The organism is Paraburkholderia agricolaris, from assembly GCF_009455635.1.
GTDB lineage: Bacteria > Pseudomonadota > Gammaproteobacteria > Burkholderiales > Burkholderiaceae > Paraburkholderia > Paraburkholderia agricolaris.
Genome location: NZ_QPER01000002.1, coordinates 1,742,897 through 1,768,228, shown reverse-complemented (window position 1 = coordinate 1,768,228; position 25,332 = coordinate 1,742,897). Strand labels below are relative to the sequence as shown.

Genomic DNA, 25,332 nt, shown 5'->3' with positions numbered 1-25,332 from the left:
ATACCGCCCTCCTTTGAGGTAGCCGCCTGGTTCAACAAAGGGAACCCGCTTAGCCCCCTAAGCCGCTACCTTCAGATCGTCAATCGCCCGCTGCCGCACCCCCAGATCGTCCCAAAGCTCCGGATGGCATGTGAACACCAGAATCTGGTGCCGCGTGGCCGCGTCGATCAATGCGCGCTTGATCGCGTCGCGCCGTGCCGCATCGGTATGCACGGCGGCATCGTCGAGCATCAGCAAGGTCGGGCGGCCCGATGCCTTCAACAGATCCGCATAGGCGAGCCGGGTCAGAATACCCAATTGTTCCCGCGTACCGAAACTCAACGCGTCGAGCGTATCCGCTCGACCATAACGATCCAGCGTCGCGGGACTCAGATCGTCACCGAGCGCGATCGTCGACTGCGGGAAAATCCGCTTCAGGTAGTGTCCGAGGCGTTCGGTCAACGGCGCACGCAGTTGGGCCACCGCGGCATCGCGTTCGTCGACTAGCACCTCGTCGAGCAAACTCAACGCACCCGCCCGCAAGCTCAGTTCGTCCTTGCGACGCGTAGCCTGTTCCACTGAAGCCTTCACGGTCGCGAGACGTTCGCCAAGCCCGGACGCGCCAACCGTCTCCAGTTGACTGCGCAATTGCGCGATCCGCACCTGCCGCTCATGCTGCTCGTTGCGTGCAAGCTCAGCCGACGCCCGATAGCGTTTCGCTTCAGCCGCCGGATCGTCGAGACGCGCCGCTTCCAGTTCGCGCTCACGTCCTTCGAGCTGTTTCTTCAGCGCTTCGACCTGCACACGCTGCTCGACGATTTTCGTCTGCCACTGCGCACGGTTGCGGCAAAACGCTTCGTCGCCCAGTTGGGCTTCCTTGCGCTGCACCTGAACCGCGAGCGACTCTGTCGTTGCGGTAGCGGTGGATTTGCTTTCCGCGGCCTGCGCCAGCACTTTTCTGGCGGCTTCCAATGCATCGCGCGCGATGTCGGCATTGCGGCGAGCTTCGTCGAGCGGCAGCGCAGCAGACGCATCGGGCAATAGCGCCAGCCGCTCATTCGAAGTCTTCAAACGTGCAGCAGCCGTCGCCAAGGCGGCACGCAACGCGTCGATACCCTGCGGCGCATGCACTTCAAGAATCTTCGCCTGACTTTTCTGCTGCGCGACCAGCGTCTTCCACTGCTCGTGCCGGGCCTCGGCCTCGCCTAGCGACGCCACGCCCAGGGCCTGCAATAACTGCGCATGACGAGCTTCGAGCGACGCCAGCTCGGACAACTGCGCCGACAAATCGGACACGCCCGGAATCACGCGCAATTCGCCAAGCTCGCCAAGGCCGATCAGCTTCTCTTCATCGACCCGTAACACGCCCTCGCCGCTTACCTGCGTATCGCCGACGCTAATCGCACCCGTCAGCCGGTATTCGATGCGCGTCATCGCCGCTTCGGTACGCGCGCGCAGCACGGTCAATTCGGCATCGAACGATTGCAGCCGCTTCAACTGCGCTCCGTCGATTTCGAGCGCGGCAGCCGCGCGCGTCGCCTCCAGCACGGCCTCATTTGCCTTGTCAGCAGCCGAAATCGCTGTTTCAAGCCGCTCGCTCTCGGTGCGGTGCAGAGCAATCTGACTGCGCAGATCGCCCGCGGTCACCGCAGCGTTCGCCAGTTCCTGCGCACGCGTGGCGTCGGCATACACCTGCTCGAATTGCGTCACGCTCGCCTGAGCCTGCGCATGTTCGTTCTGTATCGCCGACACGTTGGCGCGCGCGGCATCGAGTTGTTGCCTCTCGCGTGCGACGGCCGTTTCCAGTTCGTTCGCCGCCTGTTCCTGCTGCAACGAGAGTGCCAGTTCCGCGTCCTTCAATTGCAACGACTGTGAGAGCGCCTGAAGACTACGCTCGAGTTCCGCCGCGGCATCGGCACGCTGTTGCGCCTGCACCGCTTTCTGCTCGTGCAGCTCCCAGGGGCGCTTGCGTTGCGCGTCGTCGAAAGCTTCCTGCTGCGCGGCAAGCCGCACGATGTTTTCGTCGAACTGCTGGCGCTGCTGCTCCAGCTCGTCGCGTTCCTCATTGAGCGCCGCCAACGCCTGTTCGGCCTCGGCCAACGGCCCGGTGGACTTCTGCGTACGCGCGGTAAGCAGTTGCCAGAGTTCGCGCTGCACGGCGGCGATCAACGCGTCCTCGCCCGCGGATTCGCTGCTACCCGAGAGTTGCGAAAGCGCGTCGCGAAGATACTGCGCCGCGTGCCCGGTGGAATCGCGCACCTCCTGCGTGCCGCCCTGCTGCACCCACAACAAACCGGGAACGCCGGCGTTTTCCGCCTTGAGCGGCCCACGCGCGGCACGCGAAAAACCGAGCAGCGCGGCGAGTTTGTCCTCGGCTTCGTCTTCACCGAACACCGCCTGACCGATCTTCAACTCACAACGCTGCCGTGTGACGAACTGCTTCGACAGCCGGCATGCCGTGCCGTCCAGATCGAACGTCACTTCAACCGACGGCTGCCCGCTCGCCTTGCCCCACGGCAACAGGTCCTTCAGATGCGAAGCCTTGTAGCGCTCGAGGAACACCGCTCGCACGGCTTCGGCAATCGTGCTCTTGCCGGCCTCGTTCGGACCGGTGAACAGGTTGAGCCCGGGCTGCAGGTCGTCGATAACGAGGCGGCCGGTGAACTGCCTGAATTCCTGAATCGCAATACTTTCCAGCTTCATGCGGACCTCGCTTCGCGCGGCAGCTCACGTTGAAAACGGGCGAGAAGCAATAACGCCTCCGCCGCGCGCTTGACCTGTTGCGGGTCGGACTGCGGGTCTTCCTGCAAGCTTCGCAGACGCGCCACCACCTTCGCAAGGTAGCCGCTCTGCGCGCCGAGTTCGGCGAGGTCGGCGACGGTGGGCAGCACCTGCAGGCCGCTCAGATCGACGCGCAGCGCACGCACCCGCGCGCGGGTTTCTTCCACCGCGACGTGAATCGCCTCCGCCTCGGCCAACGCGGTCGTGCCGCTGACAGTGACGCGCAGCACGTCGTGACTGCCTGATGCGGCAAGGCGCGTCCTGAGCGAATCCACATCGGTCGGCACCGAGATCGTTTCCTCCCAGCGATGCCATTGATATTTCCCCACCCGCACCGCTTCCACGGCCGGCACGGCGCCAGGCTCGCTCAACGTGACGTCGAGCATGAAGCCCGGCTCGTTGGCGCGAAACCGGTCCTGCTCGTGCGTACCGGCATACCAGGTACGTTCGTCGACCCGCAGATGGCCGTGCCAGTCGCCGAGCGCAAGATAGTCCAGACGCGCGCTCGCGGCACGCGTTGCTGCGATCGGGTTCGACGAATCGATACCCTCCTGCAAGATCCCGCTCACGCTGCCATGCGCGAGTCCGATGCGGTGATAGCCGGGCGGCGTCTCTGCTGTGTCGAAGAAGCCCGTGGTGTCGTCGTAGGTGATGCGTTGCGTGAGCGGCGCGCACAGCAATGCGCATTGGCAGGCGTCGAGCGTCACCACGCCGGGTTCGAGCACCACCCGCACGTTCGGCGCGATGCAGTTCAGGCGCTGCGCACGGGTCCACACGCTCTCGACCAGCGCGGCGTCGTGATTGCCGGGCAGCATGATCCATGGCCCGGAAAACGCTTGCAACGCGCCGAACAGGCGGCGGATCACCGTGTCGGAGACGGTCTGCAGGTCGAATACGTCGCCCGCGACCAGCACGGCGTCGACCTTGCGCGCGGCGGCTTCCCCGGCGATCCGCCGCACGGTTTCGAAGCGCGCCTCCGCGAGGTGCGCGGCATCGTGCGGCTCGAACTGGCCGAACTGCGTGCCTATCTGCCAGTCCGCGGTGTGCAGAAACCTGATCACTGTGCCTCCATTCCGTTCAATTGCATCGTCACTCAACCGTCATTTGGCGCTCATGTTACCGCGCCAACGGGTCAAAGAAAGTCCCAGGCCGGTGCCACGTCACGGGCACAGCGGCGCTACACTCGCGTTTCTGGACGACCAGATCAATCGCACCGCAACATTTCAATCGACCAGGCCCCCGCCGCCCCCGCTGCCGATGAACAAAGAGACCGAACTGAAGAAGGCCAAGCGCACCCCGCTGCTGTTACTGGCGGCCGCAGCCTGCGTTTTCGTCGTAACCGCCTTCATGCCACGCGGCCTCTGGGTGGACGGCATCAAGGCCGTGGCGGAGGCCGCCATGGTCGGCGCGCTCGCCGACTGGTTCGCGGTGGCGGCGCTGTTTCGCCGTGTGCCGATCCCGATCGTCTCCGCGCACACCGCGATCATTCCAAGGAACAAGTACAAGATCGCCGACAACCTCGCGGTGTTCGTGCAGGACAAGTTTCTGGACGTGCCCTCGCTGGTCGGGCTGATCCAGAAGCACGACCCGGCGCAAAGCATCACCGGCTGGCTGACGAAACCGGCCAACACGGCGCGCCTGGGCGATTACGTGGTCAGGCTGACGGGCGGCATTCTCGAACTGACCGACGACGTGCGCATCCAGGTCTTCATCAAGGACGCCTTGCGCGACGTGCTGGCCAAAGTCGATCTGTCGCAATCCATGGGCGCGATTCTCGACACACTCACTAAAGACGGCCGCCACCAGGAACTGCTCGATGCCGGCATCGAACAGGTCGTGGCGCTGCTGAGCGAGCCGCAGGCGCGCGAGTTTATCGCGGAACGCATCGTCGAGTGGGTGAAGAACGAGTATCCGAAGATGGAGATGATTCTGCCGTCGGCGTGGCTGGGCGAGAAAGGCGCCGAAACGATCGCCAATGTAGTGAACCGGATGCTCGAGCAGATCAGCGAGAACCCCACCCATCAGTTACGCCAGAAGTTCGACGAGGCCGCGCAGAAGCTGATTGTCAAACTCAAGAGCGATCCCGCCTTCCTGCAAAAAGGCGAGGAACTGAAGCGCTACCTGGTGGAAGGCGAAGTGCTGAGTACATATGTCAAGGACATGTGGGGCGAGTTGCGCGCATGGCTCAAGCGCGACCTGCAAAGCAGCGATTCGGCCCTGCATGCCCGGGTGATGGCGATGGGTCAATGGGTGGGCCGGGAACTGGCGCACGACCCCGCGCTGCGCCAGTCGCTCAACGATCATATGGAAGAAGTGGCGCGCGGCATGGCGCCGGATTTCGCCCGGTTCCTCACGCGCCACATCAGCGATACCGTGAAGAACTGGGATTCACGCGAAATGTCACGGCAGGTCGAGCTGAATATCGGCAAGGATTTGCAGTACATCCGCATCAACGGGACGATCGTGGGCGGCTTTATCGGTTTGCTGCTGTATGCGAGTTCGCGATTGTTCGAACTGTTGCGGCTGCACCTGGGCTAGGCGGAAACGACCGCCACACGTCAAAACGCCTACAATCCAGGCATATGAATTGCTCGGGCGCTTTATCTACCTGCCGCCGTTCCATTCGCGCGTGCCCTCGAGCAAAGCGACAGCGTCATCACATCGAGAAGTGTGTTCATGAAAATATCGTTACCGCCGCACGGGCGGCCGAACCGCGTATACCCGCCGGGCACGCCCAGTCTGCATGGCCTCGCCTCGGTCATCACCGGCGTGGTGGTGGTGTGCGCGCTGTACTTCGGCCGCGAGGTGCTGATCCCGATCACCCTCTCCGTGCTGCTCAGCTTTCTGCTCGCCCCGCTGGTGCAGGCGTTGCGGCGCCTGCACATGGGGCAGTTGCCGTCGATCTTTATCGCGGTGCTGTTCGCCCTCGCCGCTTTGCTGGCCGTAGGGGGGCTGATCGGGGCGCAACTGGTGCAACTGGCGGGCGATCTGCCGCAGTACCAGGAGGCGATCGAGCAAAAGATCGAGACGGTGCAGGAGAAAACCGTCGGCCGGGCCGATTCGCTGATGAGCCGCGCCGCCGCCGCACTGCAGCGCGTCGCGCCAACCAAGCCGGCCCCGCCGCGCCTGACCGGACGCGCGGCGCGCAATGCGCCGGCGGTGCCGACGCCTGTGGAAGTGCACGAGCCCTCGCCCACGCCGCTGCAACTCGCACAACGGGCGCTGTCGCCGGCGATCGCACCGATCGAGACGACCTTCATCGTGCTGGTGGTGACGATCTTCATCCTGTTGCAACGCGAAGATCTGCGCGACCGGTTGATCAGTCTGTTCGGCTCACGCGACCTGCACCGCACGACCACCGCCATCAACGACGCTGCTGGGCGCCTGAGCCGCTATTTCGTCGCGCAACTGGGCGTGAACCTCAGTGCGGGCGGCATCATTGCGATTGGCCTCGCAATCATCGGCGTGCCGGGGGCGCTGCTGTTCGGCGTGATTGCCGCGTTGCTGCGTTTCGTGCCGTATATCGGCATCTGGATCGCCGCGATTCTTGCCGTGTTTCTCGCCGCCGCCATCCAGCCCCAATGGACCATGGCGGTCTACACGCTGATCCTCTTCATCGTGGTCGATGTGGCGGCCGGTCAGATCGCCGAGCCGCTGCTGTACGGCCATCGCTCGGGCCTGTCGCCGCTGGCGGTAGTGGTGGCGGCGATTTTCTGGAGCTGGCTGTGGGGGCCGATCGGCCTCGTGCTGTCCACGCCGCTCACGCTGTGCGTCGTCACACTGGGGCGCTATGCCGACCGTCTGAACTTCCTCACGGTGCTGCTGGGCGACCAGCCCGCGCTGACGCCCGCGCAGAACTTCTATCAGCGGCTTCTGGCAGACGATACCCATGAGGCCATCGTGCAAGCCGAGCGCCTGCTGCGCGAGATGTCGCTGATCGACTACTACGACAACGTCGCGCTGGAAGGCCTCAAGCTCGCGCGCAACGATGCGATGCGCGGCGTATTGATGCCCGAGCAGCTGGCACGCATCAACGATGCGCTGGTCGATATCGTCGAGAACCTGGAAATCGCCGACGGACTGCCGGATCGCCTGTCACGCACGGAACCGGCCGACTCGGTGGGCGCGATACTGGCTTCGGCGTCGGCGGATCTTTCGGACCGGCACGACAGCCACAATCCGGCCCATACGCCGCTGCGCCATGAAAGAGAAAAGACCTCGGTGCTGTGCGTGCCTGGACGTGGCGCATTCGACGAGGTTACCGTGGCGATCGCCGTGCAATTGCTCGGCCGCCACGGGTTTGCGCCGATCATGGCCACGCACTCGGGTTATCGCAGCGCACATGCCGACGAGCCGAGTTTCAGGGACGCGCCGATCATCTGCATCATCTCGCTCGACGCGCCCGAATCGCCGCCGTATCTGCGCAATATGCTGCGGCGTACGCGGGAATGGCGGCCGAAGGCAACCCTGGTGGTTGGCGTCGGCGGAGCGCCAGAAGGCAGCGCGGAGACCGGCGCAACCGGCGCTTCACATGCGGCTCCCACCTTCCGCGCGATGATCGAGGAATGTCAGGTGACGACGAGTGTGCATCACGCGCGCCAGACTTCCCACGCGGCTGGCGCGGATTGAGGCGGTCCGCACGGACGCCTGCATGATTGAATGAATGAAAGAGGCCGTGAGGTGCTGGCGCACCCCGCGGCCTTTCCGTTTGCGCTGCTTCAATGCACCGAAGCACCAATGCTCCCGCGCAATGTACCCAAAATGAGGACAGCCGCGCGCCACCCCTCCTGCATACTTCATCGATCGATTCGCACCGTCTTTAGAGCGCGTTCAGCGCCGTGGCGGGCAATTCCCGGCATCGAAGATCCAGGAGACATGCATGAGCCGCAGCTTCAAACCCTATCCCTTCACGCCTCGTCACTACGCGGGCGCGGTGCCGCCGCTGGTCGACGGACGCGACCCCGTGCGCCGCGCGGTGGCGATTGTCGGCGGCGGTCCCGTCGGCATGACGCTGGCGCTGGCGCTGGCTCGCCAGGGCGTGCGCTCCGTGCTGATCGAAGCCGACGACGGCGTTTGCACCGGCAGCCGCGCAATCTGCATTTCGCGGCGCAGCCTGGAGATTTTCAAACGCCTCGGCGCCGTGCACGGCTTCCTGCAAAAAGGCCTGCCATGGACCGGCGGCCGCAGCTTTTATCGCGATGCCGAAGTGTTCCGCTTCACCATGCATCAGGACGACGAGCAATCGCTGCCGCCGATGATCAACATCGCGCAATACCAGATCGAACAGTTGCTGCTCGACGAAGTAGAACAGCACGCCGATCTGATCGAGGTCCGCTGGCAAACGCGCGTGACCGGCATCGAGCAGCATGCCGGCGATGGCGCCGCGGGCGCGACGCTCGCCCTGAGCACCGGCGACACCGCATGGAAAATGGGCGCGGATTGGGTTGTTGCATGCGACGGCGGCCGCAGCACGATACGCGAGGCGCTTGGCCTCAAGCTCACGGGCACGACCTACGAGGGCCGCTATGTGATTGTCGATATCGAACTGGAGAGTGCGCGCGCCACCGAACGCCTCGCCTATTTCGACCCGCCCTCCAATCCCGGCTCGACCGTGCTGGTGCACAAACAGCCTGACAATGTCTGGCGCATCGACTACCAGCTTCGCGACGACGAAGACCCCGAAGCCGCGGTCAAGCCTGAAAACGTAATGCCGCGCGTGCAGAGCGTGCTCGATTCGATGGGCGAAACCGGCGCATGGTCGCCAATCTGGATTACGGTCTACAAAGCCAATGCATTGACCCTCGAACGCTACCGTCACGGCTCGGTGCTGTTCGCGGGCGATGCCGCGCATCTCGTGCCGATTTTCGGCGTGCGCGGCGCAAACTCCGGCATCGACGACGCGGACAATCTCGGCTGGAAACTCGCTTGCGTGGTCAATGGCATTGCGTCGGCGCGGCTGCTCGACAGCTACAGCGACGAGCGTGTTTTCGCGGCATGTGAAAATCTGAGCTACGGGATGAAAAGCACGGAATTCATGGCACCCCCGTCCTTCGCGTTCGACCTGATGCGCAAGGCCGTATTGGGACTAGCCGAACATCATCCCGCCGTGAGACCACTGATCAATCCGCGGCAGACGCACGCCATTGCGTACGCCCAGTCCCCACTCAATCAGGTTGCGGCCACAGCGTCGGATGCGTTCGCCAAAGGCCCCGCGCCAGGCACGGTGCTGCCGGAGTGCCGCCTGCAACGCCTATGCGACGGCGCAGCAGTCGACATCCATCTCACCGACCTGCTTGGGCCGTGCTTCACCGCGCTTCGCTTCGGCCCGACTGCGGCACAAGACGAGGCATGGCAGCAACTGCATCATGCGCTCGGTGAACACAGCATTCCGTTCAAGGCGGTCACGCTGGTCATGGCCGACGCGCCGCGCACCGCCTGCCCGAACGTAGTCGATCCGGCGGGACGCCTGCACGAGATGCTCGACGCGACGCCGGGCACGGTCTATCTGATCAGGCCCGACGGTCACGTGCTCGCCCGCTGGCGCAACGGCAGCGCGGCGAATGTGCAAAGCGCCGTGACGGCCAGCCTGACGAAATGACGCAAGGGGAATCCACACCATGACCGATAGCGAACTCGACCGCGTCTACACGACGCTCTGCACGACACTCACCACCGAAGGCGAAGCGCAAGCGCCTTTGTATCTGGCACGCCTTGCGCTGCTAGCTATGACGGAGCTCGGCGATATGCAGCGGGCGTTGTCGCTGATCGAAGCGGCGAAGCTGCCGCCCACCTCGGCCGTGACCGCGTAACGCAGCCGGAGTACGGCGCAGCGCCGCCGAAGCAAACCATCAGACGAAAAAACCGCCCCGCGAGTGAACTGATCACGCGGGGCGGTTTTTCGTGGCTACGTTCACTGTCGTGGGTACAGGCCCAACGTGCTCGCATGCAAGCGCGCGAGTCCGAGTAGCGCGTCCGTATACGGCGTCGGCACATTGGTGAGTTGCCCCAGTTCGCGCACCGCGGCCACCAGCGCGTCGAGCTCGACGGCCTTGCCCGCCTGTACGTCCTGCAGCATCGAGGTTTTCATCGCGCCGAGTTTGAGCGTGACCTCGTGCCGATCCGCCGGCGCCTGCTCGATCGGAATACCAAAGCGTGCGCCGATCTCCTTCGCTTCCAGCATGATGCTGGTGACGAAGTTGCGCACCAGTTCGTCGCTGAGAATCCGATCGGTGGTCGCGCCGGTGATGGCGCTGATCGGATTCATCGTCATATTGCCCCACAGCTTGTACCAGACGTCGCGCTGAATCTGCTCCGACAGCGACGCATTGAAGCCCGCCGCGCCCAGCGTGGCGGTGAGCGTTTTGACGCGTTCGCTCGGCTGTCCTGACGCCTCGCCGATAATCAGCCCATTACCCTGATGATGCCGAATGACGCCCGGCGCTTCGATCAGACAACTGGCATGCACCACGCAGCCCACCGTTTGCGCGGTGGGAATCGCGGCGGCGATCGCACCGTCAGGATCGATCGACTTCAACCGCTTGCCGGCGAAATCGCGGCCGAGCCCGTCGCAGAACCACCATGGCACGCCGTTCATTGCGGTCAGCACGGTAGTCTGCGAGTCCAGCAGCGGCGCGACATGCTCGGCCACCGACGCCATGGCCGGCCCCTTCACCGCCACCACGACGAGATCCTGCACGCCCAGATCCGCCGGCTGTTCGCTCGCCTTCACCGGCACGGTGTGCGTCACGCCACCTTCGATCAGACGCAAGCCGTGCTGCTGCAACGCATCGAGCGTCGCACCGCGCGCCACCACGCTCACGCCGTGTCCGGCCTGCGCGAGCTTCACGCCCATCCAGCCGCCGATCGCACCTGCACCGTAGATTGCTACTTTCATCGATTCAATCCTTGCTTTGATTCCTGAGCCAGGCTTTGCGTTAAGCCTTGCGTTATTTCTTGCACTATTCCTGTTATTCCTTATAGCTCGCGTCGATGCGATCCACGCGCCGCACCAGGGCGTCGAACACATCCTGTCCCGCACCGTGGCGCGGATCGAACTGCAACGAATCGCGTGAACAGCGGATCGCCACATCTTCCGGCACCGGCCGCGCGCGGCCCATCGAGAACGTGGCCATCTGAATTTCGCACGCGCGGTTGAGCGTCCACAGGATAGCGAAAGTCTGCGGCAACGTGTGGCCCCATGAAAGCAGGCCATGGTTGCGCAGGATCACCGCCTGTTTGTTACCGATATGGTCCAGCAAGCGCGGCCCTTCTTCCGCATGCACCGTAATGCCTTCGAAGTCGTGATACGCGATACGGTCGTGCAACTGCGCGCTATAGAAGTTGGTCTGCTCCAAACCGTTTTCGAGGCAGGCCACCGCGACGCCCGCCGTGGTGTGCGTGTGCATCACGCAGTGCGCATCGGCCAGGCCTTCGTGAATCGCCGCATGCACGACGAAACCCGCGGGATTCACCGGATACGGCGAGTTGTCGAGCACGCTTCCTTGCGCGTCGATCTTCACCAGATTGCTCGCCGTCACTTCGCTGTAGTGCAGGCCGAAAGGATTGATCAGGAAATGACGCTCGTCACCGCTGACGCTGGCCGGCACGCGCAACGTGATGTGGTTGTAGATCATCTCGGTCCAGCCGAGCATATCGAAGATGCGATAGCACGCTGCCAGTTGCACGCGCGCCTGCCATTCGTCGGGATGCATCGCGGCGGACTTCGGTGGGCTCGCCGGTTGTACTTCAAGAATCGTCATCAGGGTCTCCATTGTTATCGCTCATCGATTCGGATGCGCGGCCGTTGCGCGCCGCAGCGCTTAAGCGCCCGCCACCACCGCCGCGATCGACGACGCCACATAGCCCGCGTTGCGCGCATTCAATCCGGCGACGCACATGCGCCCCGAACGCAGCACATACACGGCATATTCGCTGCGCAAACGCTCGACCTGGGCTTCGCTCAGGCCCGTGTAGGTGAACATGCCGCGCTGCGCGACATAACGCTCACGCATCACTTCATCGACGCGGCCTGCGAGGCCGTCGTGAATCGTGCCGCGCATGGCCAGAATCCGTTCGCGCATGGTGGCGAGCTCCGCTTCCCACGAAGCCCGCAAGGACGCGTCCGACAGCACATTGGCGACGAGGCGTGCGCCATGCGTCGGCGGATTGCTGTAGTTGGCGCGCACCGCCGACATCAATTGACCAAGCACGCGAGCCGCCTCGTCCCGGCTCTTGCACACGACGCTCAATGCGCCGCAGCGCTCGCCGTACAGCGAGAAGTTCTTCGAAAACGAATTGGCGGCGATCAACGGCACGCCCGCATCGGCGAGCAGGCGCACGCAGGCGGCGTCCTCCTCGAGGCCCGAACCGAAACCTTGATACGCCATGTCGACGAACGCAATCAGCTTGCGGCGCTGCAATACCGGCACCAGTTCCGCCCATTGCGCCGGGCTCAGATCGACGCCGGTCGGGTTGTGACAACACGCGTGCAGCAGCACGATGCTCTGCTCCGGCAAGCGGCCAATCGTCTCGATCATGTCGGCGAAACGCAGGCCGCCGGTGTGTTCGTCGTAATACGGATAGGTGTTGACCGTGAGGCCCGCGTTTTCGAACACCACGCGATGATTTTCCCAGCTCGGATCGCTGATCCATATCTGCGAGGCCGGGAAATAGCGCTTCAGAAAATCCGCGCCGACTTTCAGCGCGCCCGATCCGCCAATGGTCTGCAAGGTGGCGATGCGGCCCGCTGCACGCGCTTCGTGATTCGCGCCAAACACCAGTGCCTGTGCGGCGTCGCGATACAGCGGCAGACCCGCCATCGGCAGGTAGGAGCGCGGACCGATTGCATCGAGCAGCGCGGTTTCGGCGTGCCGCACGGCGTCCATCACCGGCAGCTTGCCGGCGTCGTCGAAATAGATGCCAATGCTCAGGTTGACCTTGTTGGGCCGCGGGTCGAGTTGAAAGTCCTCGTTCAGGCTCAGGATCGGGTCGCCCGGATAGGCGGGAATGTGGTCGAACATGGCAATTCCTTGAGTGGAGCCCCGCGTGTGGCTGAATGGTGGCCTGCGTATACCCTGGATGTGCCCTGGCCGCGCTCTGGATGTGGGCTGTTGCAGCCTGGAGCCTGGCCTCAGCCGCGTGGGCAAGACGAAAGTCTAAGCGGGTTCCCTCCTCGCGTCGACCAGCACGAGTGTCGGCCAACGGCTCGCCACATACAATCAATCGTTTTTTCACGATTAGTAAGTTTTTCTTTAGAATCGCCTGATGCCACTTACACGCGTCACTATCCGTCAGTTCGAAGCCTTTCTCGCCATCGTCGATTTGCACAGCATCGGCGCGGCGGCGGACCGGCTCGGGCTGACCTCGTCGGCGGTCAGCCAGTTGCTGGCCGAACTGGAAACCGAACTGGGTTTTCGCCTGTTCGACCGTACGACGCGGCGCGTCAATCTGTCGAGCGCGGGGCAGGATTTTCTGTCGTCGGCCGAATCGGTGCTGCGCCATGTGCGCGCCGCCGCCCAATCCGCCGACGACATCCGCAATCGCGCCGCCGGCATCGTGCGGGTCGGCGCGCCGCTGGTGCTCGCAGCGACCGCGCTGCCCGCGGCCATCGCCGAATATGCGCGCGACAAGCCGAAGGTGGTCGTGCGCATTTGCGACACCGTGGTCGAGCAACTGGTGGAACGCGTGGAAAGCGGCGACGTAGACCTCGCAATCGGCCCGGATCGCCAGAGCGGCACGCGGGTGCGTTGCGATCCGGCTTTCGCGAGCCCGTGGGTGATGTGGTGCGCGGCAACGCATCCGCTGAGCGCGCGGCGCCGGGTGCAGTGGCAGCATTTGCGCGACGTGCCGATTGTGGCCACCGGCCGCGACCACGAGCGCGCTGTCGAACAGATGCTGGCGAATCTGCCGGTGGAAGCGCGCATCATTCCGGTGGACTTGGTGGACAACGTCACCACCGCGTTCGGCCTGGCTTCACAGGGGCTTGCCGTCACGCTTGCGCCCGCCTATGTCGCGCCGCTCGCGCGAACCTTCGGCCTGGTGATGAAGCGCATTGTCGATCCGGAAACCATCCGCGAGGTATGCGTGTATCGCTCGACCGAACGTGCGCTGTCGCCACCGGCCGACGGTTTCGCGGAATTCATCATGCCGTGGCTGAAGCGCTGGGATCGTGAGACACAGGCCGATGCACGGGCTAAACGGGGGTGATTGTCGATCCGGGCGCGATTGCATTCCGGCTGTTCAGCGGTAGCCCGTCAACTGCGGCGCCGCGAGGCGATGGCCGCAACTTCGGCGCGCCGGGTTGGAACCGTTCAGGCTCGCTCGGGAGCGCTCAGTTGCACTCAGTTGCACTCAGGCAGCAGACATAGCGCGAACAACTGGCGCTGGCTGGAAATACCCAGCCGGGCGTAAGCGCGCTTCTGATACGTAATCACGCTAGTGGCCTTGATCCCCATTTGCGCGGCGATCTCGGCCGCATTGGCGCCTTCCAGTGTGCCGCGCAGCACATCGATCTCACGCGGCGTCAGCGTCGGGCAGGCCCGTCTCACGCGCGCCAGCATCGCGGCTGCCGTACCTTGCTGATGCTGGCCGTTGAGCGCGTAATGGCTTTTCGCCGCATGCGCGAACAGGTGCGCCACGCTCTCCACATGCTCCAGTTCACCCGCTTGAAACATGCCATAGGCGCGGTCGCGATACAGATTGATCGACAGCCAGACGCTTTCCATTGGTTGCAGAAGCAACGATAAGCGGTCGGACACGTTGGGCTGCGCATAACAGGCGGCACGGTAGGCTTCGTTTTCGATTTCTTCGCTTTGCTGCTGGTGCAGCACTAACGCCTCCTGCGGCTGCTTCGCTTGCGGACGGCCGATGATGGCGCGATTGCCGTCGAGGGCATAGAAGTGCGTGGCGTAGTGGTCGGCGACATTGCGCAGAAAGCGGCCGCCCCGATGGTCGGCGGCGGAGACGGTACGCGGCCTCGCGTCGAACTCATAGGCAAAAATCGTGCACTGCGAAACGGGCAGCGCGTCGCCGACAGTTTTCAGAATGCTTGCAGCGAGCGCGTCCGGGTCGGCATGCGAGATCGACATGACGAGGTCGGTAACACGCGAGGTATTGATGTGCCCGCTGCGGGGCGGTGTGGATACGCGCCAGGAACGCATGATAAAGGCGAGCTTGCCAAGCTTGGGTTTCGGTCCGGCAAGCGTAGCACAACGGGGCATTGCGCCGCGCGCTACAGCGTCCCCAGTTTGACCGCCAGGAAATCGACCAGCAGCCGCGTCCTCTGCGGCAAGCGCCGTGTTTTCGCCCACAGCGCGTGCAATGGCAAAGGCGTGAGATGGAAGTCCGGCAGCAAAACTTCAACGCTGCCGGCCTCGACCCATTCCTGAATCTGCCAGAAGGCGGCAATCCCAATCCCCATGCCGCCCAGCACGCCCGCATTCACCGCGGCCACCTGATTGCTGTCAAAGCGACCGGCTACGGCCACGGCAATTTCGCTGCCGTCGGGCGAAGCAAACACCCACCGCCCGGGATGCGGCACCCCGGTTCGAACGACACAATCGTGTCGCGCCAGATCCCGTGGATGCGACGGTCTGCCATGTTCGGCCAGATAAGCCGGCGCGGCGAACGCCACCCGCCGAAGCGTGCCGATGCGCCGCGCCACCAGCCTTGAATCGGGCGTTTCACCAATGCGGATCGTCACATCCGCGCCGGTTTCCGTCGGGTCGCGATACGCGTCGCTCAAATCGAGCGACAACTCCAGTTGCGGATGACGCTGCAAAAACTCCGCGGCGAGTGGCGCGATAAAGCGCGGTCCGAACAGCGACGGCGCATTGATCAGCAATCGGCCGGTGAGCCGGTGTGCCTCCTCGGCGAGTTCGGTGCGCGCCAGTTCGAGTTCGGTCAGCGCACCTTTGACCCGCTCGTAAAAGCGCACGCCGGCCGCGCTCGCTTGCGAAGTACGGGTGGTGCGCACGATCAGGGTCGTTCCATGAGCCCGCTCCAGCATCTGCAGCGACCGGCTGACTGCTTGCAATGAGCGGCCAAGCCGGCGCGCGGCGCTCGTCAGGCTGCCCTCCTCGACAATCGCCACCAGGGTTTCCAGATCACGCAGGGCATCCATCGCCATTCTCCCGTTTTTCGTGAGGATGTATCAAATTCAGTGCGAATTGTATTTGTTCAACGTGAGAGTAGCATCGATTCGTCATCACTCAACGGCTCGCCTAACGATGGACTCTCCCACGATGCAGTGCCAGACAGCAGCCCGGGCAGCTACGCCGCCCACCCAAAGCGTTCCGACCGTGCGCTTTGCCGCGATGGTCGCGGTCGCCGTGCTGCCCCTCTATGCGTCACAAACCTTGATCGGCCCGCTCAACACCTCGTTGCATCTTGGCGCGTGGACCACGCTCGTTACCGCGTTGACGCTGCTCGGCTATGCGGTCGGCCTCGTCGGACTCGTGCCGCTGATCGACCGTCTGCCCAATCGGCCCCTGATCGCCGCCACCTTGTTCGCACAGATCGCGTGCCTTGCGCTGGCTGCCATCGCGCCGTTGGCGATGGTGTTTCTGGTGACATCGTTCGCCGTCGGCGTGACTTCGAGCGTCGTGCAGATGCTGGTGCCCGCAGCGGCGTCGCTCGCGCCGCCGGCTTCGCGCGGCAAAGTGGTCGGCAACGTGATGAGCGGTTTGATGCTCGGCATTCTCCTGTCGCGGCCGCTGGCCAGTGTGATCGGCGGCACCTTGGGCTGGCGCGCATTCTATGCAGCCGACGCGCTGCTGCTCGCGGCTGTCACGCTCGCCGTGGTACCGCGTTTGCCGGATGTGCGCCCTGTCCACGCACCGCCCTATGCCACGTTATTGACGTCGATGGCGCGCCTGCTGGCGCATGAACCCGTGCTGCGCCGCCGGGCTTTGTATCAGGGTCTGCTGATGGCCGGCTTCAATGCCTTCTGGAGCAGCGTGGCCATCGTCCTCGCGCGCGCACCGCTCGGTCTGAACAGCAACGCCATCGCGCTGTTCGCGCTGGCCGGCGGCGGCAGCGTGTTCATCGCGCCGTTGGCGGGCCGTGCCGGCGACCGGGGCTGGTCGAAGCCCGCCACCCTGCTCGCGCATGCGATCGCCATCGCCGCCGCCCTGATGGCGACACTGGCTTTGACCTCGGGCGTGTCGCGTGCCGCATCGATCGCCATGCTGGCGGTGGCGGCATTCTTTATCGACGGCGGCGTGATTGCCGATCAGGCGCTGGGCCGGCGCGCGATCAATCTGCTTGCACCCGAATCGCGTGGCCGGGTGAATGGGCTCTATACCGGGCTCTTTTTCGTCGGCAGCGCGATAGGCGCCACCATCGCCGGACCGGCGCTCGCCCACTGGGGCTGGCCGGGCGTCGGTATCGCTGCGATGGGATTCTTCGTCGCGGCAGCAGCGCTGCATCTGCGCGACAGTTCGCGCGGCCACAGCGCATGATCGATTTTACGAATCACTGAAGGAGCCTGTTCATGACTTCCACACGCACCGGAATGCGCTATCGCAGCATCGAAATCGACGGCCTCGACATTTTTTATCGCGAGGCGGGGCCGCGCGATGCACCTGTGATTCTGCTGCTGCACGGCTTTCCGTCGTCGTCGCGCATGTACGAGACGCTGATGCCGCTGCTCGCGCAGAATTACCGGCTGATCGCGCCGGACTATCCGGGTTTCGGCCATAGCAGCGCGCCCTCGCCCGCCGCCTTCGAGTACACGTTCGATCACCTCGCCGAGGTGGTGCAGCACTTCACCGAGGCACTGGAACTGAAGCGCTATACCCTCGTCATGCAGGACTATGGCGGTCCGGTAGGGTTTCGGCTCGCGCTTTCGAACCCTGAGCGGATTGAAGCCCTGGTGGTGCAGAACGCGGTGGCGCACGAAGCCGGCCTTGGTCCGCTGTGGCAAACGCGCAAGGCCTTCTGGAACGATCGCGCAACCCATGAGGCAGCACTGCGGGCCAATCTGCTTTCGTTTGAAGCGACGCGTTTGCGGCATGTCGGGCGCACACCGAATCCCGATCGTTACGATCCGGACACGTGGACCGATGAATTCGCGTTTCTATCGCGCCCCGGGCAGATCGATATTCAGACTGAGCTCTTCTACGACTATCGAACCAATGTCGAGCGGTACCCACTGTGGCAGCGGTATCTGGACGAACGTCAGCCGCCCCTGCTCGTGACATGGGGGAAATACGATCCTTCATTCGAAGTGGCAGGCGCCCACGCGTATCGCGGCAATGTGCCCAGCGCCGAAGTCCATATGCTTGAAGGCGGCCATTTTTTGCTGGATGAAGCCGTCGATCAGGTTGCGGCGCTGATGAGTCAGTTTCTGGATGCGCGGCTGGCAAAATAGTGCGCTTTTCTGCGAGGCGATAGTCCGGTGTAGCCTGGTTGTCTGCGCAACGACCGTAGACCGGCCGTCGCGAAAGACACCGGCTATCGCGCCTTTCAGAAGACCCGCGCGTCCATCAGAAGCGATAGTTGATCGAGATATCGGCCACACCGGTGGCCCTGGTATGCGTAATCGGACTGTTGCCCGCACTGCCGACCAGTTGTTCGAATGCGCCGTCGGCCGTGGCAAACCAGTGCTTGTCGAATAGCCACACCATGCTGACACCGAACCCCACCGACTTGAAGCCCGCGCTCGCGTGATACTGCGAGTATTGCGAGTGCGCCGCCTGATTCTGATTCACACCGTACCAGGCGTTCATGTAATTGGAGTCCGCGAGGGTCACGTTCGGCCCGGCGAACCAGAAGAATTTCTTGGTGCTGCCCGGCATCGGCATATAAGCGCCGAGATCGCCGATCCAGCCGTTCGAGCCGCCGAAATAGCGCCGCACGTCGGCGCGCAGCACGAGCGGGAAATCCTTCGACACGACATATTCCCCGGAGAGTTTGAGGCCCGGCGCGGGATTGATGTTGCCGAGTCCGTTCAACTCCTGCTGATCGTCATGAGCGCGGCGCCCTAGATCGTAGACAGCGGCGAGACTTGCACGCCAGTTCTGCCCTTGCGCGAAGTTGACCCCGAGGCCTTCTCCGCTCGAAAAGAAGAACAGGTCCTTGTAACGCACGTCGACGCTCGGACCCGCCATCAGGTGATACCTGTCCGAGCCCTCGTAACGCGGCTGGAACGACGTCGCCGCGCCGACACGCACCTGCCAGTCCGGAATCTCCGGTTGCCACATCTTCTGCAGCGGAATGCCTACGGAATACTGCCATTCGCCCAATGGCGAAGGCGTTTGAGCCTGCACCAAGCCCGGCAGAACGCCGATACCACCCAGGGTCACGGCGACCAGAGACTTTGCCGCGATACTTGTTCGTTTATTGCGAATCTTGCCGATTCGCTTTCTACGGCTGATCAACACCAGAAGCCTCCGTTCTCGCATATCGCGAAGGGTTTAGGTTCTCGCCCGGACTCCAGAACGGATCACAAACGTCCGGGCGAATGCCGCATTACTACGCGCGACATGTAATTCTTTCAGCAAACGACACGCCTTGTCTGACAAAACGCAGTGTTCGAACCTGATGCCGCCCCGTCAATTGCGCCTTGGTACGAATCGGACCTGCGAAAGATTTGTCGACGCACGCTGCTGTGCAAAATGCGGGCCTGGTCGCTGGAGAACCGGTTCGGACAGGGACAATGCAAGGACAGACCGACGGATGCTGACAAGCATGCCGTGGCGATGGTGACAGGCAGAATACAGCCACAAAAAAACGTCCGGCGCCGCGCGATGCGGCGTCGGATCAGGAAGATTGCCGCCGGCGCGGCGTTTGCGTTTCTACTGCGCCGCTTCGACCAGCACGGGTTTGTCGCGGTAGAGATTCGGGAACAGACGCTTCAGATTGGCGATCTTCGGCATATCGTTGATGGCGATATAGGCGGAGTTCGGATGCAAGCTCAGGTAGTTCTGATGGTACGACTCGGCCGGATAAAAGCCCTTGAACGGCTCCGTCTTCGTGACGATCGGCGCCGGGAACGCATGCGCCTTGTCGAGTTGCGCGATGTAACTTTGCGCGACATGCCGCTGTGTGTCATTGAGCGGGAACACCGCCGAACGATATTGCGTGCCGCTGTCCGGCCCCTGGCGGTTCAACTCGGTCGGATCCTGAGTCACCGAGAAGTAGACCTGTAACAACTGCCCATAGCTGACCCTGGTGGGGTCGAACGTGACCTGCACGGATTCCGCGTGGCCCGTGTCGCCGCCGCTGACGGTCTCATACTGCGCGGTGTCGCGCTGACCGCCCGAATAACCCGCGACCGCCTTCGTGACGCCTCGCACGTGCTGGAACACGCCTTGAACGCCCCAGAAGCAGCCGCCCGCGAACACGGCGGTTTCTTCGTGCGCGCTCGTGGCGGAAACCGGTTCGTCGAGCGCGGGCGGCGCAATGACAACCCCGGCTTCCGACGAAAAGGCCACGCGCTGCGCCAGCAGCAGCGCCAGCGCGCCGAGCCCGAGCGAAAGCGCGATGGCCGCGCCGCGCGAGCGGACCGGTTTGCCGATGATGCGTTTCTCGATGTTCATGATGTCTGTCCTGATTCGATCAACTGGTACCGCGCGCAGCGGGCGTGAAAGTGAGAGCGAGGCCGTTCATGCAATAGCGCAGGCCGGTCGGTTTGGGACCGTCGTCGAATACATGACCCAGATGGCCGCCGCAGCGCCGGCACAGTACTTCGTCGCGCGTCATGCCGAACGACTTGTCGGTCCGCGTAATGACCGCGTGATCCAGCGGCTGCCAGAAACTCGGCCAGCCGGTGCCGCTATCGAACTTCGTTTTCGACGAGAACAGCGGCAGCGCGCAGCCGGCGCACGCGAACGTGCCGGCGCGGTGCTCGTCGTTTAGCGGGCTGCTGAACGGCCGCTCCGTACCCGCCTCGCGCAGCACGCGGTACTGCGCGTCTGTCAGCAGCTTGTGCCATTCGGCGTCGCTGTGCGCAACCTCGTAAGCCGCCGCGGCGCCCAACTCCGCCGCGCGTGCCGTGCGCCACGCCGCGGTGCTGCCCGCGAGCGACACCGCTCCGATTAACCTGAAGAAACTTCGTCTGCTGCAAGCCATGATGATCGTCCCGGAAAGTCCGTACCGTTCACCCGTTCAGGCGCTGAACGCGCCGCCCGCGAGTGGTCCCGACACTTAGTCGGCCAGCCACGGGGTTTATGACAGCATGCGCGTCTTTTTACGTGTCGGCGGTGGTTACAGCGGAAATTTCGTGGTCGACAGAATCTCCTTGAGCACCATAAAGGAGCGGATTTGCCGGACGCCCGGCAGATAGAGCAACTGTTCCGCGTGCAGACGATTAAAGCTCTCGCTATCGCGAGTACGGATTGTCATGAAATAGTCGAACTCGCCGGTCACGACGTGACATTCCATGCACCCCGCCACCTTCTGCGCCGCTTTTTCGAACTCGGCAAACGACTCCGGCGTGGACCGGTCCAGCACCACGCCGATGATCACCAGCATGCCCGCCCCGGCCGCCTTCGGGTCGATCAACGCGACGACGCCGCGAATCAGCCCTGACTCCTTGAGCCGCTCGACGCGCCGCAGACAGGCTGGCGCACTCAGTTTGACTTTCGCCGCCAGTGCCACGTTCGAAATCGACGCGTCGGTTTGCAGTTGACGCAGGATCGCCCGGTCGATGCGATCGAGTGTGTGAAGCGAGTCGGCTTGCGCGATTGCGGTTGGGGCGGCGGGTACCTCAGAGGTGGCCGATGTGCCGCGAACTTTTATTGCGCTCATTGGTTTCTACCCGGTTTTTTATTAGGTCATCTTCGATTGAATATTTTAAAAAATATGCTGGACAGAATTTATTTGCAAGCTCATTTCGAGGGCTTTTCCCTACCATCTGGATAGCGCGGCGGCTTGCTGCTCGCGCCGAACCTACCATTTCGGAGCTGCCATGAACCTGCAACGATTCGCACGTTACCCCCTGACTTTCGGGCCCACGCCGATCCAGCCGCTGAAGCGTTTGAGTGACCATCTGGGCGGCAAGGTGCATTTGTATGCGAAGCGTGAGGACTGCAATAGTGGTTTTGCGTTTGGCGGCAACAAGACGCGCAAGCTTGAGTATCTGATTCCTGAGGCGTTGTCGCAGGGGTGTGACACGCTGGTATCGATTGGCGGCATCCAGTCGAACCAGACCCGCCAGGTAGCGGCGGTTGCCGCGCATCTGGGGATGAAGTGCGTGCTGGTGCAGGAGAACTGGGTCAACTATTCGGACGCTGTATACGACCGGGTCGGCAACATCCAGATGTCGCGCATTCTGGGCGCTGACGTCCGGCTGGTTTCCGACGGTTTCGACATTGGTTTCCGCAAGAGTTGGGAGGACGCTCTGGCGAGCGTGCGTGCTGCGGGCGGCAAGCCGTACGCGATCCCGGCCGGCTGTTCAGATCATCCGCTGGGCGGCCTGGGGTTCGTCGGCTTTGCTGAAGAAGTACGCCGGCAGGAGGTCGAACTCGGTTTCAAATTCGACTATATCGTGGTGTGTTCCGTGACGGGCAGCACCCAGGCCGGGATGGTGGTGGGTTTCGCTGCCGACGGCCGTGCCGAGCGCGTGATTGGTATTGATGCATCTGCGAAACCTGCGCAGACGCGGGAGCAGATCATCCGAATCGCGAAGCAGACTGCGGAAAAAGTGGAGCTTGAGCGTGACATTACGAACAAGGACGTGGTATTGGACGAGCGCTACGGCGGCCCGGAGTATGGCTTACCGAACGACGGCACATTGGAGGCGATCCGCCTGTGCGCAAGACTCGAGGGCGTCCTGACTGATCCGGTGTACGAAGGAAAATCGATGCACGGCATGATTGACATGGTTCGCAACGGCGAATTCCCGGAGGGCTCACGCGTGTTGTACGCGCACCTGGGGGGCGTCCCCGCACTGAACGGCTACAGCTTCCTGTTCCGGAATGGGTAAAGAGGAAAACCAACGGCGGAGAAATACGCATCGGCGCGCGCAGCGCCGCCGGAGGTATGACTGCCTTGTCACTAACGCGAAATGTGCGAGAACACAGATTCCAGATGCACCACTACCGTAGCTGCGCGGGGGACCCGCTTAAGAGCTAGCGGTGTAAAGCCGCTTTCTTTTGCCTACTTTTCTTTGCGGCGGGCAAAGAAAAGTAGGTGCCGCCCCGCACAGGGGCAACGCTAATAGACCACTAACAAAGCAAGGAAAGGCCAACCCCAAAAAACACGCCACAAACAAGCGCCGCAAAGGCAAAAAAATCACCCCCTCAACCCCTCCCTCAAAAACTCAACAAAAGCCCGAATACTGCCCGAACTCTGCCGATGCTGCGGATACACCGCATAAACAGTAGCCGCCGAAGGCAAAAACTCATCAAGCACACTCACCAGCAGCCCACTCCCAACCGCATGAGAAACAATAAAATCAGGAAGCCGAACAATCCCAAGCCCGGCGATGGCAGCATCGCGAATCAACTCCCCATTATTGGCCCGCAGCGGCCCATGCACTTCAAACCCCTTCAAAACCCCATCAACAACAAAATCCCAACTCACAACCCCGCCATGCCCATACAACAGGCATGAATGCTGCGCCAGATCGGCGGGCCCAACCGGCGCCCCACGCCGCCGCACATACCCCGGACTACAACACACCACCATCCTCACATCGACAAGCTTCTGCGCGATCAGCGTCGAATCCGGCAACGTGCCGATCCGGATCGCCATATCGAACCCCTCACCCACCACGTCGACGGTGCGATCGCTCAACTCCATATCGAAACGCACCTCCCCATGCTCGCGCAAGAAGCTCGCCACCAACGGCGACAGATGCGTCATCCCGAACGACATCGGCGCACTGACCCGCAACAACCCACGCGGCCCCGCGCGCCCCACCGACATAGCCTGTTCCGCATCTTCCACCTCGCCGAGGATGCGCCGCGCGCGCTCATAAAACTCCTGCCCGAGTTCGGTCACGGCCAGCTTGCGCGTATTGCGGATCAGCAACTGCACGCCGAGCCCTTCCTCCAGCGCCATCACACGCCGGCTGACGAACTGCTTGGACAGCGCCAGCCGCTTTGCCGCCGCGGTGAAGTTATGGGCATCGACGGTGGCGACGAAGATCCGCATGTCATCGAGTTGCATTGTATTGTCCACCTTAACGAGACACTGTTTCATTTTTTCACCAAATTATAACCATCCTGATTGACCTAAACTGTCGTTCATGGATCGCGGCCAAACATCTGGCCGGATCGCCCACCAGAACCCAGGAGAAACACGATGCTCGATATCAGACACGCCAATCAACGCGGCCGCGCGGAGCACGGCTGGCTCAGCTCGCGTCATACGTTTTCTTTCGCGAACTATCACGATCCGAAGCAGAACGGCTTTTCCGACCTGCTCGTGATCAACGACGACCGTGTCGCGCCGGCTCAGGGTTTCGGCAAGCACCCGCACCGCGACATGGAGATTTTTTCGTACGTGCTGGAAGGCGCGCTGGAACATAAGGACACGATGGGCACCGGCTCGGTGATCGTGCCCGGCGACATCCAGTTGATGAGCGCGGGAACCGGCGTCGCGCATAGCGAATACAACCATTCGAAGAGCGAGCCGGTGCACTTCATGCAAATCTGGATTGCGCCGGCCCAGCAAGGCACCGCGCCGCGCTACCAGCAACGTCATTTTGGCGCGGACCAGAAGCGCGGCGTGTTGCGTCTCGTGATGTCGCCGGACGGTGCGGACGGTTCGCTGGTGCTGCAACAGGATGCCCGCGTTTATGCCGGTCTTCTGGACGGTGACGAAACTGCACGCCTCGAACTGGCCAGTAATCGCTATGCTTATATTCATGTGGCGCGCGGCAGCGTCACAGTGAACGGCGTCGAGCTTGGCGAAGGCGACGGTGCACGGGTCCGCGACGAAGAAGCCCTGACCTTCACAAAAGGTCACGACGCGGAGGTTTTGGTGTTCGATCTGCGCAATATTGAAGTGTCGGAGTTGTGGGCTTAAGCGGTTCAGTGAAACAAGCCGATTAAGCGGCAGGCTTAAGCGTGGCTCGCTGCGCAGTTCGCGGCGAGCCGCCCCCTTTCCTTACCTTTTGAGAAAAATCATGCGCTATACGCTATTTGAAAACCAGAAAGACACAGTTGTTCTCGTCGCCCGTATCCTGTTGATGGTGTTGTTCGTGATCTTCGGCTGGTCGAAGTTGACCGGCTTTTCCGGCACCGTCGCTTACATGACGTCCACCGGCGCGCCGGTTCCGGAATTGTCGGCGATCATCGCGGTGGTGATGGAGTTTGTGGTCGGCATCGCGCTGGTGCTGGGCTTCTATACGCGCCCGCTTGCCCTGCTGCTTGCGCTTTATACGCTGGGTACGGCGATCATTGGCCACCACTACTGGAACATGACGGGCGCCGCACAGTACGAAAACATGATCAACTTCTACAAGAACATCAGCATCATGGGTGGATTGCTGCTGTTGTGTGTCACCGGAGCCGGCAAGTATTCGATCGACCGGCGCTAGGACCACAGTCCCCGTGTTTCGCAAGTCCAGTAAAAAAGCCGCCCGGCATTGCCCGGGCGGCTTTTTCTTTGCATCAAGCAGTG

22 protein-coding genes are annotated in these 25,332 nt (G+C 62.8%); 10 read left to right on the top strand and 12 right to left on the bottom strand.

What is annotated here, in order from left to right:
• Positions 1–57 precede the first annotated feature (57 nt).
• Positions 58–2,682, bottom strand: a complete 2,625-nt coding sequence (locus tag GH665_RS29290; protein ID WP_153140692.1) for an AAA family ATPase — start codon at positions 2,680–2,682, stop codon at positions 58–60.
• Entirely contained in the window at positions 2,679–3,821 is a 1,143-nt protein-coding gene (locus GH665_RS29285) for a metallophosphoesterase family protein (protein ID WP_153140691.1), read from the bottom strand. Before GH665_RS29285 ends, GH665_RS29290 begins: the two co-directional genes overlap by 4 nt.
• Positions 3,822–4,017: 196 nt before the next feature.
• On the opposite strand from GH665_RS29285, the gene GH665_RS29280 reads away from it, so the two are divergent.
• From GH665_RS29280 to GH665_RS29265, 4 genes are all read left to right on the top strand, one after another.
• Positions 4,018–5,298: a DUF445 domain-containing protein gene (locus GH665_RS29280; protein ID WP_153140690.1), complete on the top strand. Its 1,281-nt coding sequence runs from the start codon at positions 4,018–4,020 to the stop codon at positions 5,296–5,298.
• A gap of 138 nt (positions 5,299–5,436) precedes the next feature.
• Positions 5,437–7,389, top strand: coding sequence for an AI-2E family transporter (locus GH665_RS29275; RefSeq protein WP_153140689.1), 1,953 nt, complete (start codon positions 5,437–5,439; stop codon positions 7,387–7,389).
• Positions 7,390–7,639: 250 nt separating this feature from the next.
• On the top strand, positions 7,640–9,358 hold the full coding sequence (locus GH665_RS29270) for an FAD-dependent oxidoreductase (RefSeq protein WP_153140688.1): 1,719 nt from the start codon (positions 7,640–7,642) through the stop codon (positions 9,356–9,358).
• Between the two features lie 19 nt (positions 9,359–9,377).
• Entirely contained in the window at positions 9,378–9,569 is a 192-nt protein-coding gene (locus GH665_RS29265; RefSeq protein ID WP_153140687.1) for a hypothetical protein, read from the top strand.
• A 101-nt stretch (positions 9,570–9,670) separates the two neighbouring features.
• On the opposite strand, the gene GH665_RS29260 is transcribed toward GH665_RS29265, so the two are convergent.
• The 3 genes from GH665_RS29260 to GH665_RS29250 form a co-directional block, all read right to left on the bottom strand.
• Positions 9,671–10,654 carry a 2-dehydropantoate 2-reductase gene (locus GH665_RS29260; RefSeq protein WP_153140686.1) on the bottom strand — a complete coding sequence of 328 codons (984 nt, stop codon included), beginning with the start codon at positions 10,652–10,654 and terminating at the stop codon, positions 9,671–9,673.
• 73 nt (positions 10,655–10,727) lie between these two features.
• A complete protein-coding gene (locus GH665_RS29255; RefSeq protein WP_153140685.1) occupies positions 10,728–11,519 on the bottom strand; it encodes a class II aldolase/adducin family protein in 792 nt (263 codons plus the stop codon).
• A 60-nt stretch (positions 11,520–11,579) separates the two neighbouring features.
• A complete protein-coding gene (locus GH665_RS29250; RefSeq protein WP_153140684.1) occupies positions 11,580–12,779 on the bottom strand; it encodes an amino acid aminotransferase in 1,200 nt (399 codons plus the stop codon).
• Between the two features lie 244 nt (positions 12,780–13,023).
• Here GH665_RS29250 and GH665_RS29245 point away from each other — a divergent pair, with 244 nt between their 5' ends.
• Positions 13,024–13,965 (top strand): LysR family transcriptional regulator, encoded by a 942-nt coding sequence (locus GH665_RS29245; RefSeq protein ID WP_153140683.1) that lies wholly within the window; start codon positions 13,024–13,026, stop codon positions 13,963–13,965.
• A 134-nt stretch (positions 13,966–14,099) separates the two neighbouring features.
• Here GH665_RS29245 and GH665_RS29240 read toward each other — a convergent pair whose 3' ends face one another.
• The gene (locus GH665_RS29240; RefSeq protein ID WP_153142351.1) at positions 14,100–14,918 is read right to left on the bottom strand and encodes a helix-turn-helix transcriptional regulator; all 819 of its coding nucleotides are present in this window, start codon (positions 14,916–14,918) and stop codon (positions 14,100–14,102) included.
• Positions 14,919–14,989: 71 nt separating this feature from the next.
• Positions 14,990–15,880 carry a LysR family transcriptional regulator gene (locus GH665_RS29235; RefSeq protein WP_246216405.1) on the bottom strand — a complete coding sequence of 297 codons (891 nt, stop codon included), beginning with the start codon at positions 15,878–15,880 and terminating at the stop codon, positions 14,990–14,992.
• 106 nt (positions 15,881–15,986) lie between these two features.
• Here GH665_RS29235 and GH665_RS29230 point away from each other — a divergent pair, with 106 nt between their 5' ends.
• Together GH665_RS29230 and GH665_RS29225 are read left to right on the top strand one after the other, a co-directional pair.
• Complete coding sequence (locus GH665_RS29230; RefSeq protein ID WP_167531025.1) at positions 15,987–17,219, top strand: MFS transporter; 1,233 nt, start codon at positions 15,987–15,989, stop codon at positions 17,217–17,219.
• A 32-nt stretch (positions 17,220–17,251) separates the two neighbouring features.
• Positions 17,252–18,130 (top strand): alpha/beta fold hydrolase, encoded by an 879-nt coding sequence (locus tag GH665_RS29225; protein WP_153140680.1) that lies wholly within the window; start codon positions 17,252–17,254, stop codon positions 18,128–18,130.
• 115 nt (positions 18,131–18,245) lie between these two features.
• Here GH665_RS29225 and GH665_RS29220 read toward each other — a convergent pair whose 3' ends face one another.
• The 4 genes from GH665_RS29220 to GH665_RS29205 all read right to left on the bottom strand — a co-directional run bounded on the left by GH665_RS29220 (position 18,246) and on the right by GH665_RS29205 (position 21,510).
• The gene (locus tag GH665_RS29220; protein WP_153140679.1) at positions 18,246–19,142 is read right to left on the bottom strand and encodes a MipA/OmpV family protein; all 897 of its coding nucleotides are present in this window, start codon (positions 19,140–19,142) and stop codon (positions 18,246–18,248) included.
• A gap of 414 nt (positions 19,143–19,556) precedes the next feature.
• Positions 19,557–20,300, bottom strand: coding sequence for a peptide-methionine (S)-S-oxide reductase MsrA (gene msrA / locus GH665_RS29215; protein WP_153140678.1), 744 nt, complete (start codon positions 20,298–20,300; stop codon positions 19,557–19,559).
• Between the two features lie 19 nt (positions 20,301–20,319).
• On the bottom strand, positions 20,320–20,832 hold the full coding sequence (gene msrB / locus GH665_RS29210; RefSeq protein ID WP_153140677.1) for a peptide-methionine (R)-S-oxide reductase MsrB: 513 nt from the start codon (positions 20,830–20,832) through the stop codon (positions 20,320–20,322).
• Between the two features lie 135 nt (positions 20,833–20,967).
• Positions 20,968–21,510 carry an Lrp/AsnC family transcriptional regulator gene (locus GH665_RS29205; RefSeq protein WP_153140676.1) on the bottom strand — a complete coding sequence of 181 codons (543 nt, stop codon included), beginning with the start codon at positions 21,508–21,510 and terminating at the stop codon, positions 20,968–20,970.
• Positions 21,511–21,670: 160 nt separating this feature from the next.
• Here GH665_RS29205 and GH665_RS29200 point away from each other — a divergent pair, with 160 nt between their 5' ends.
• Positions 21,671–22,687 carry a 1-aminocyclopropane-1-carboxylate deaminase gene (locus tag GH665_RS29200; RefSeq protein WP_153140675.1) on the top strand — a complete coding sequence of 339 codons (1,017 nt, stop codon included), beginning with the start codon at positions 21,671–21,673 and terminating at the stop codon, positions 22,685–22,687.
• A gap of 308 nt (positions 22,688–22,995) precedes the next feature.
• Here GH665_RS29200 and GH665_RS29195 read toward each other — a convergent pair whose 3' ends face one another.
• A complete protein-coding gene (locus tag GH665_RS29195; protein WP_153140674.1) occupies positions 22,996–23,874 on the bottom strand; it encodes a LysR family transcriptional regulator in 879 nt (292 codons plus the stop codon).
• Between the two features lie 135 nt (positions 23,875–24,009).
• Between GH665_RS29195 and GH665_RS29190 the strand changes: the two genes are divergently transcribed.
• Both GH665_RS29190 and GH665_RS29185 read left to right on the top strand, forming a co-directional pair.
• On the top strand, positions 24,010–24,735 hold the full coding sequence (locus tag GH665_RS29190) for a pirin family protein (RefSeq protein WP_153140673.1): 726 nt from the start codon (positions 24,010–24,012) through the stop codon (positions 24,733–24,735).
• Positions 24,736–24,835: 100 nt separating this feature from the next.
• Positions 24,836–25,249 carry a DoxX family protein gene (locus GH665_RS29185; protein ID WP_153140672.1) on the top strand — a complete coding sequence of 138 codons (414 nt, stop codon included), beginning with the start codon at positions 24,836–24,838 and terminating at the stop codon, positions 25,247–25,249.
• Positions 25,250–25,332 lie beyond the last annotated feature (83 nt).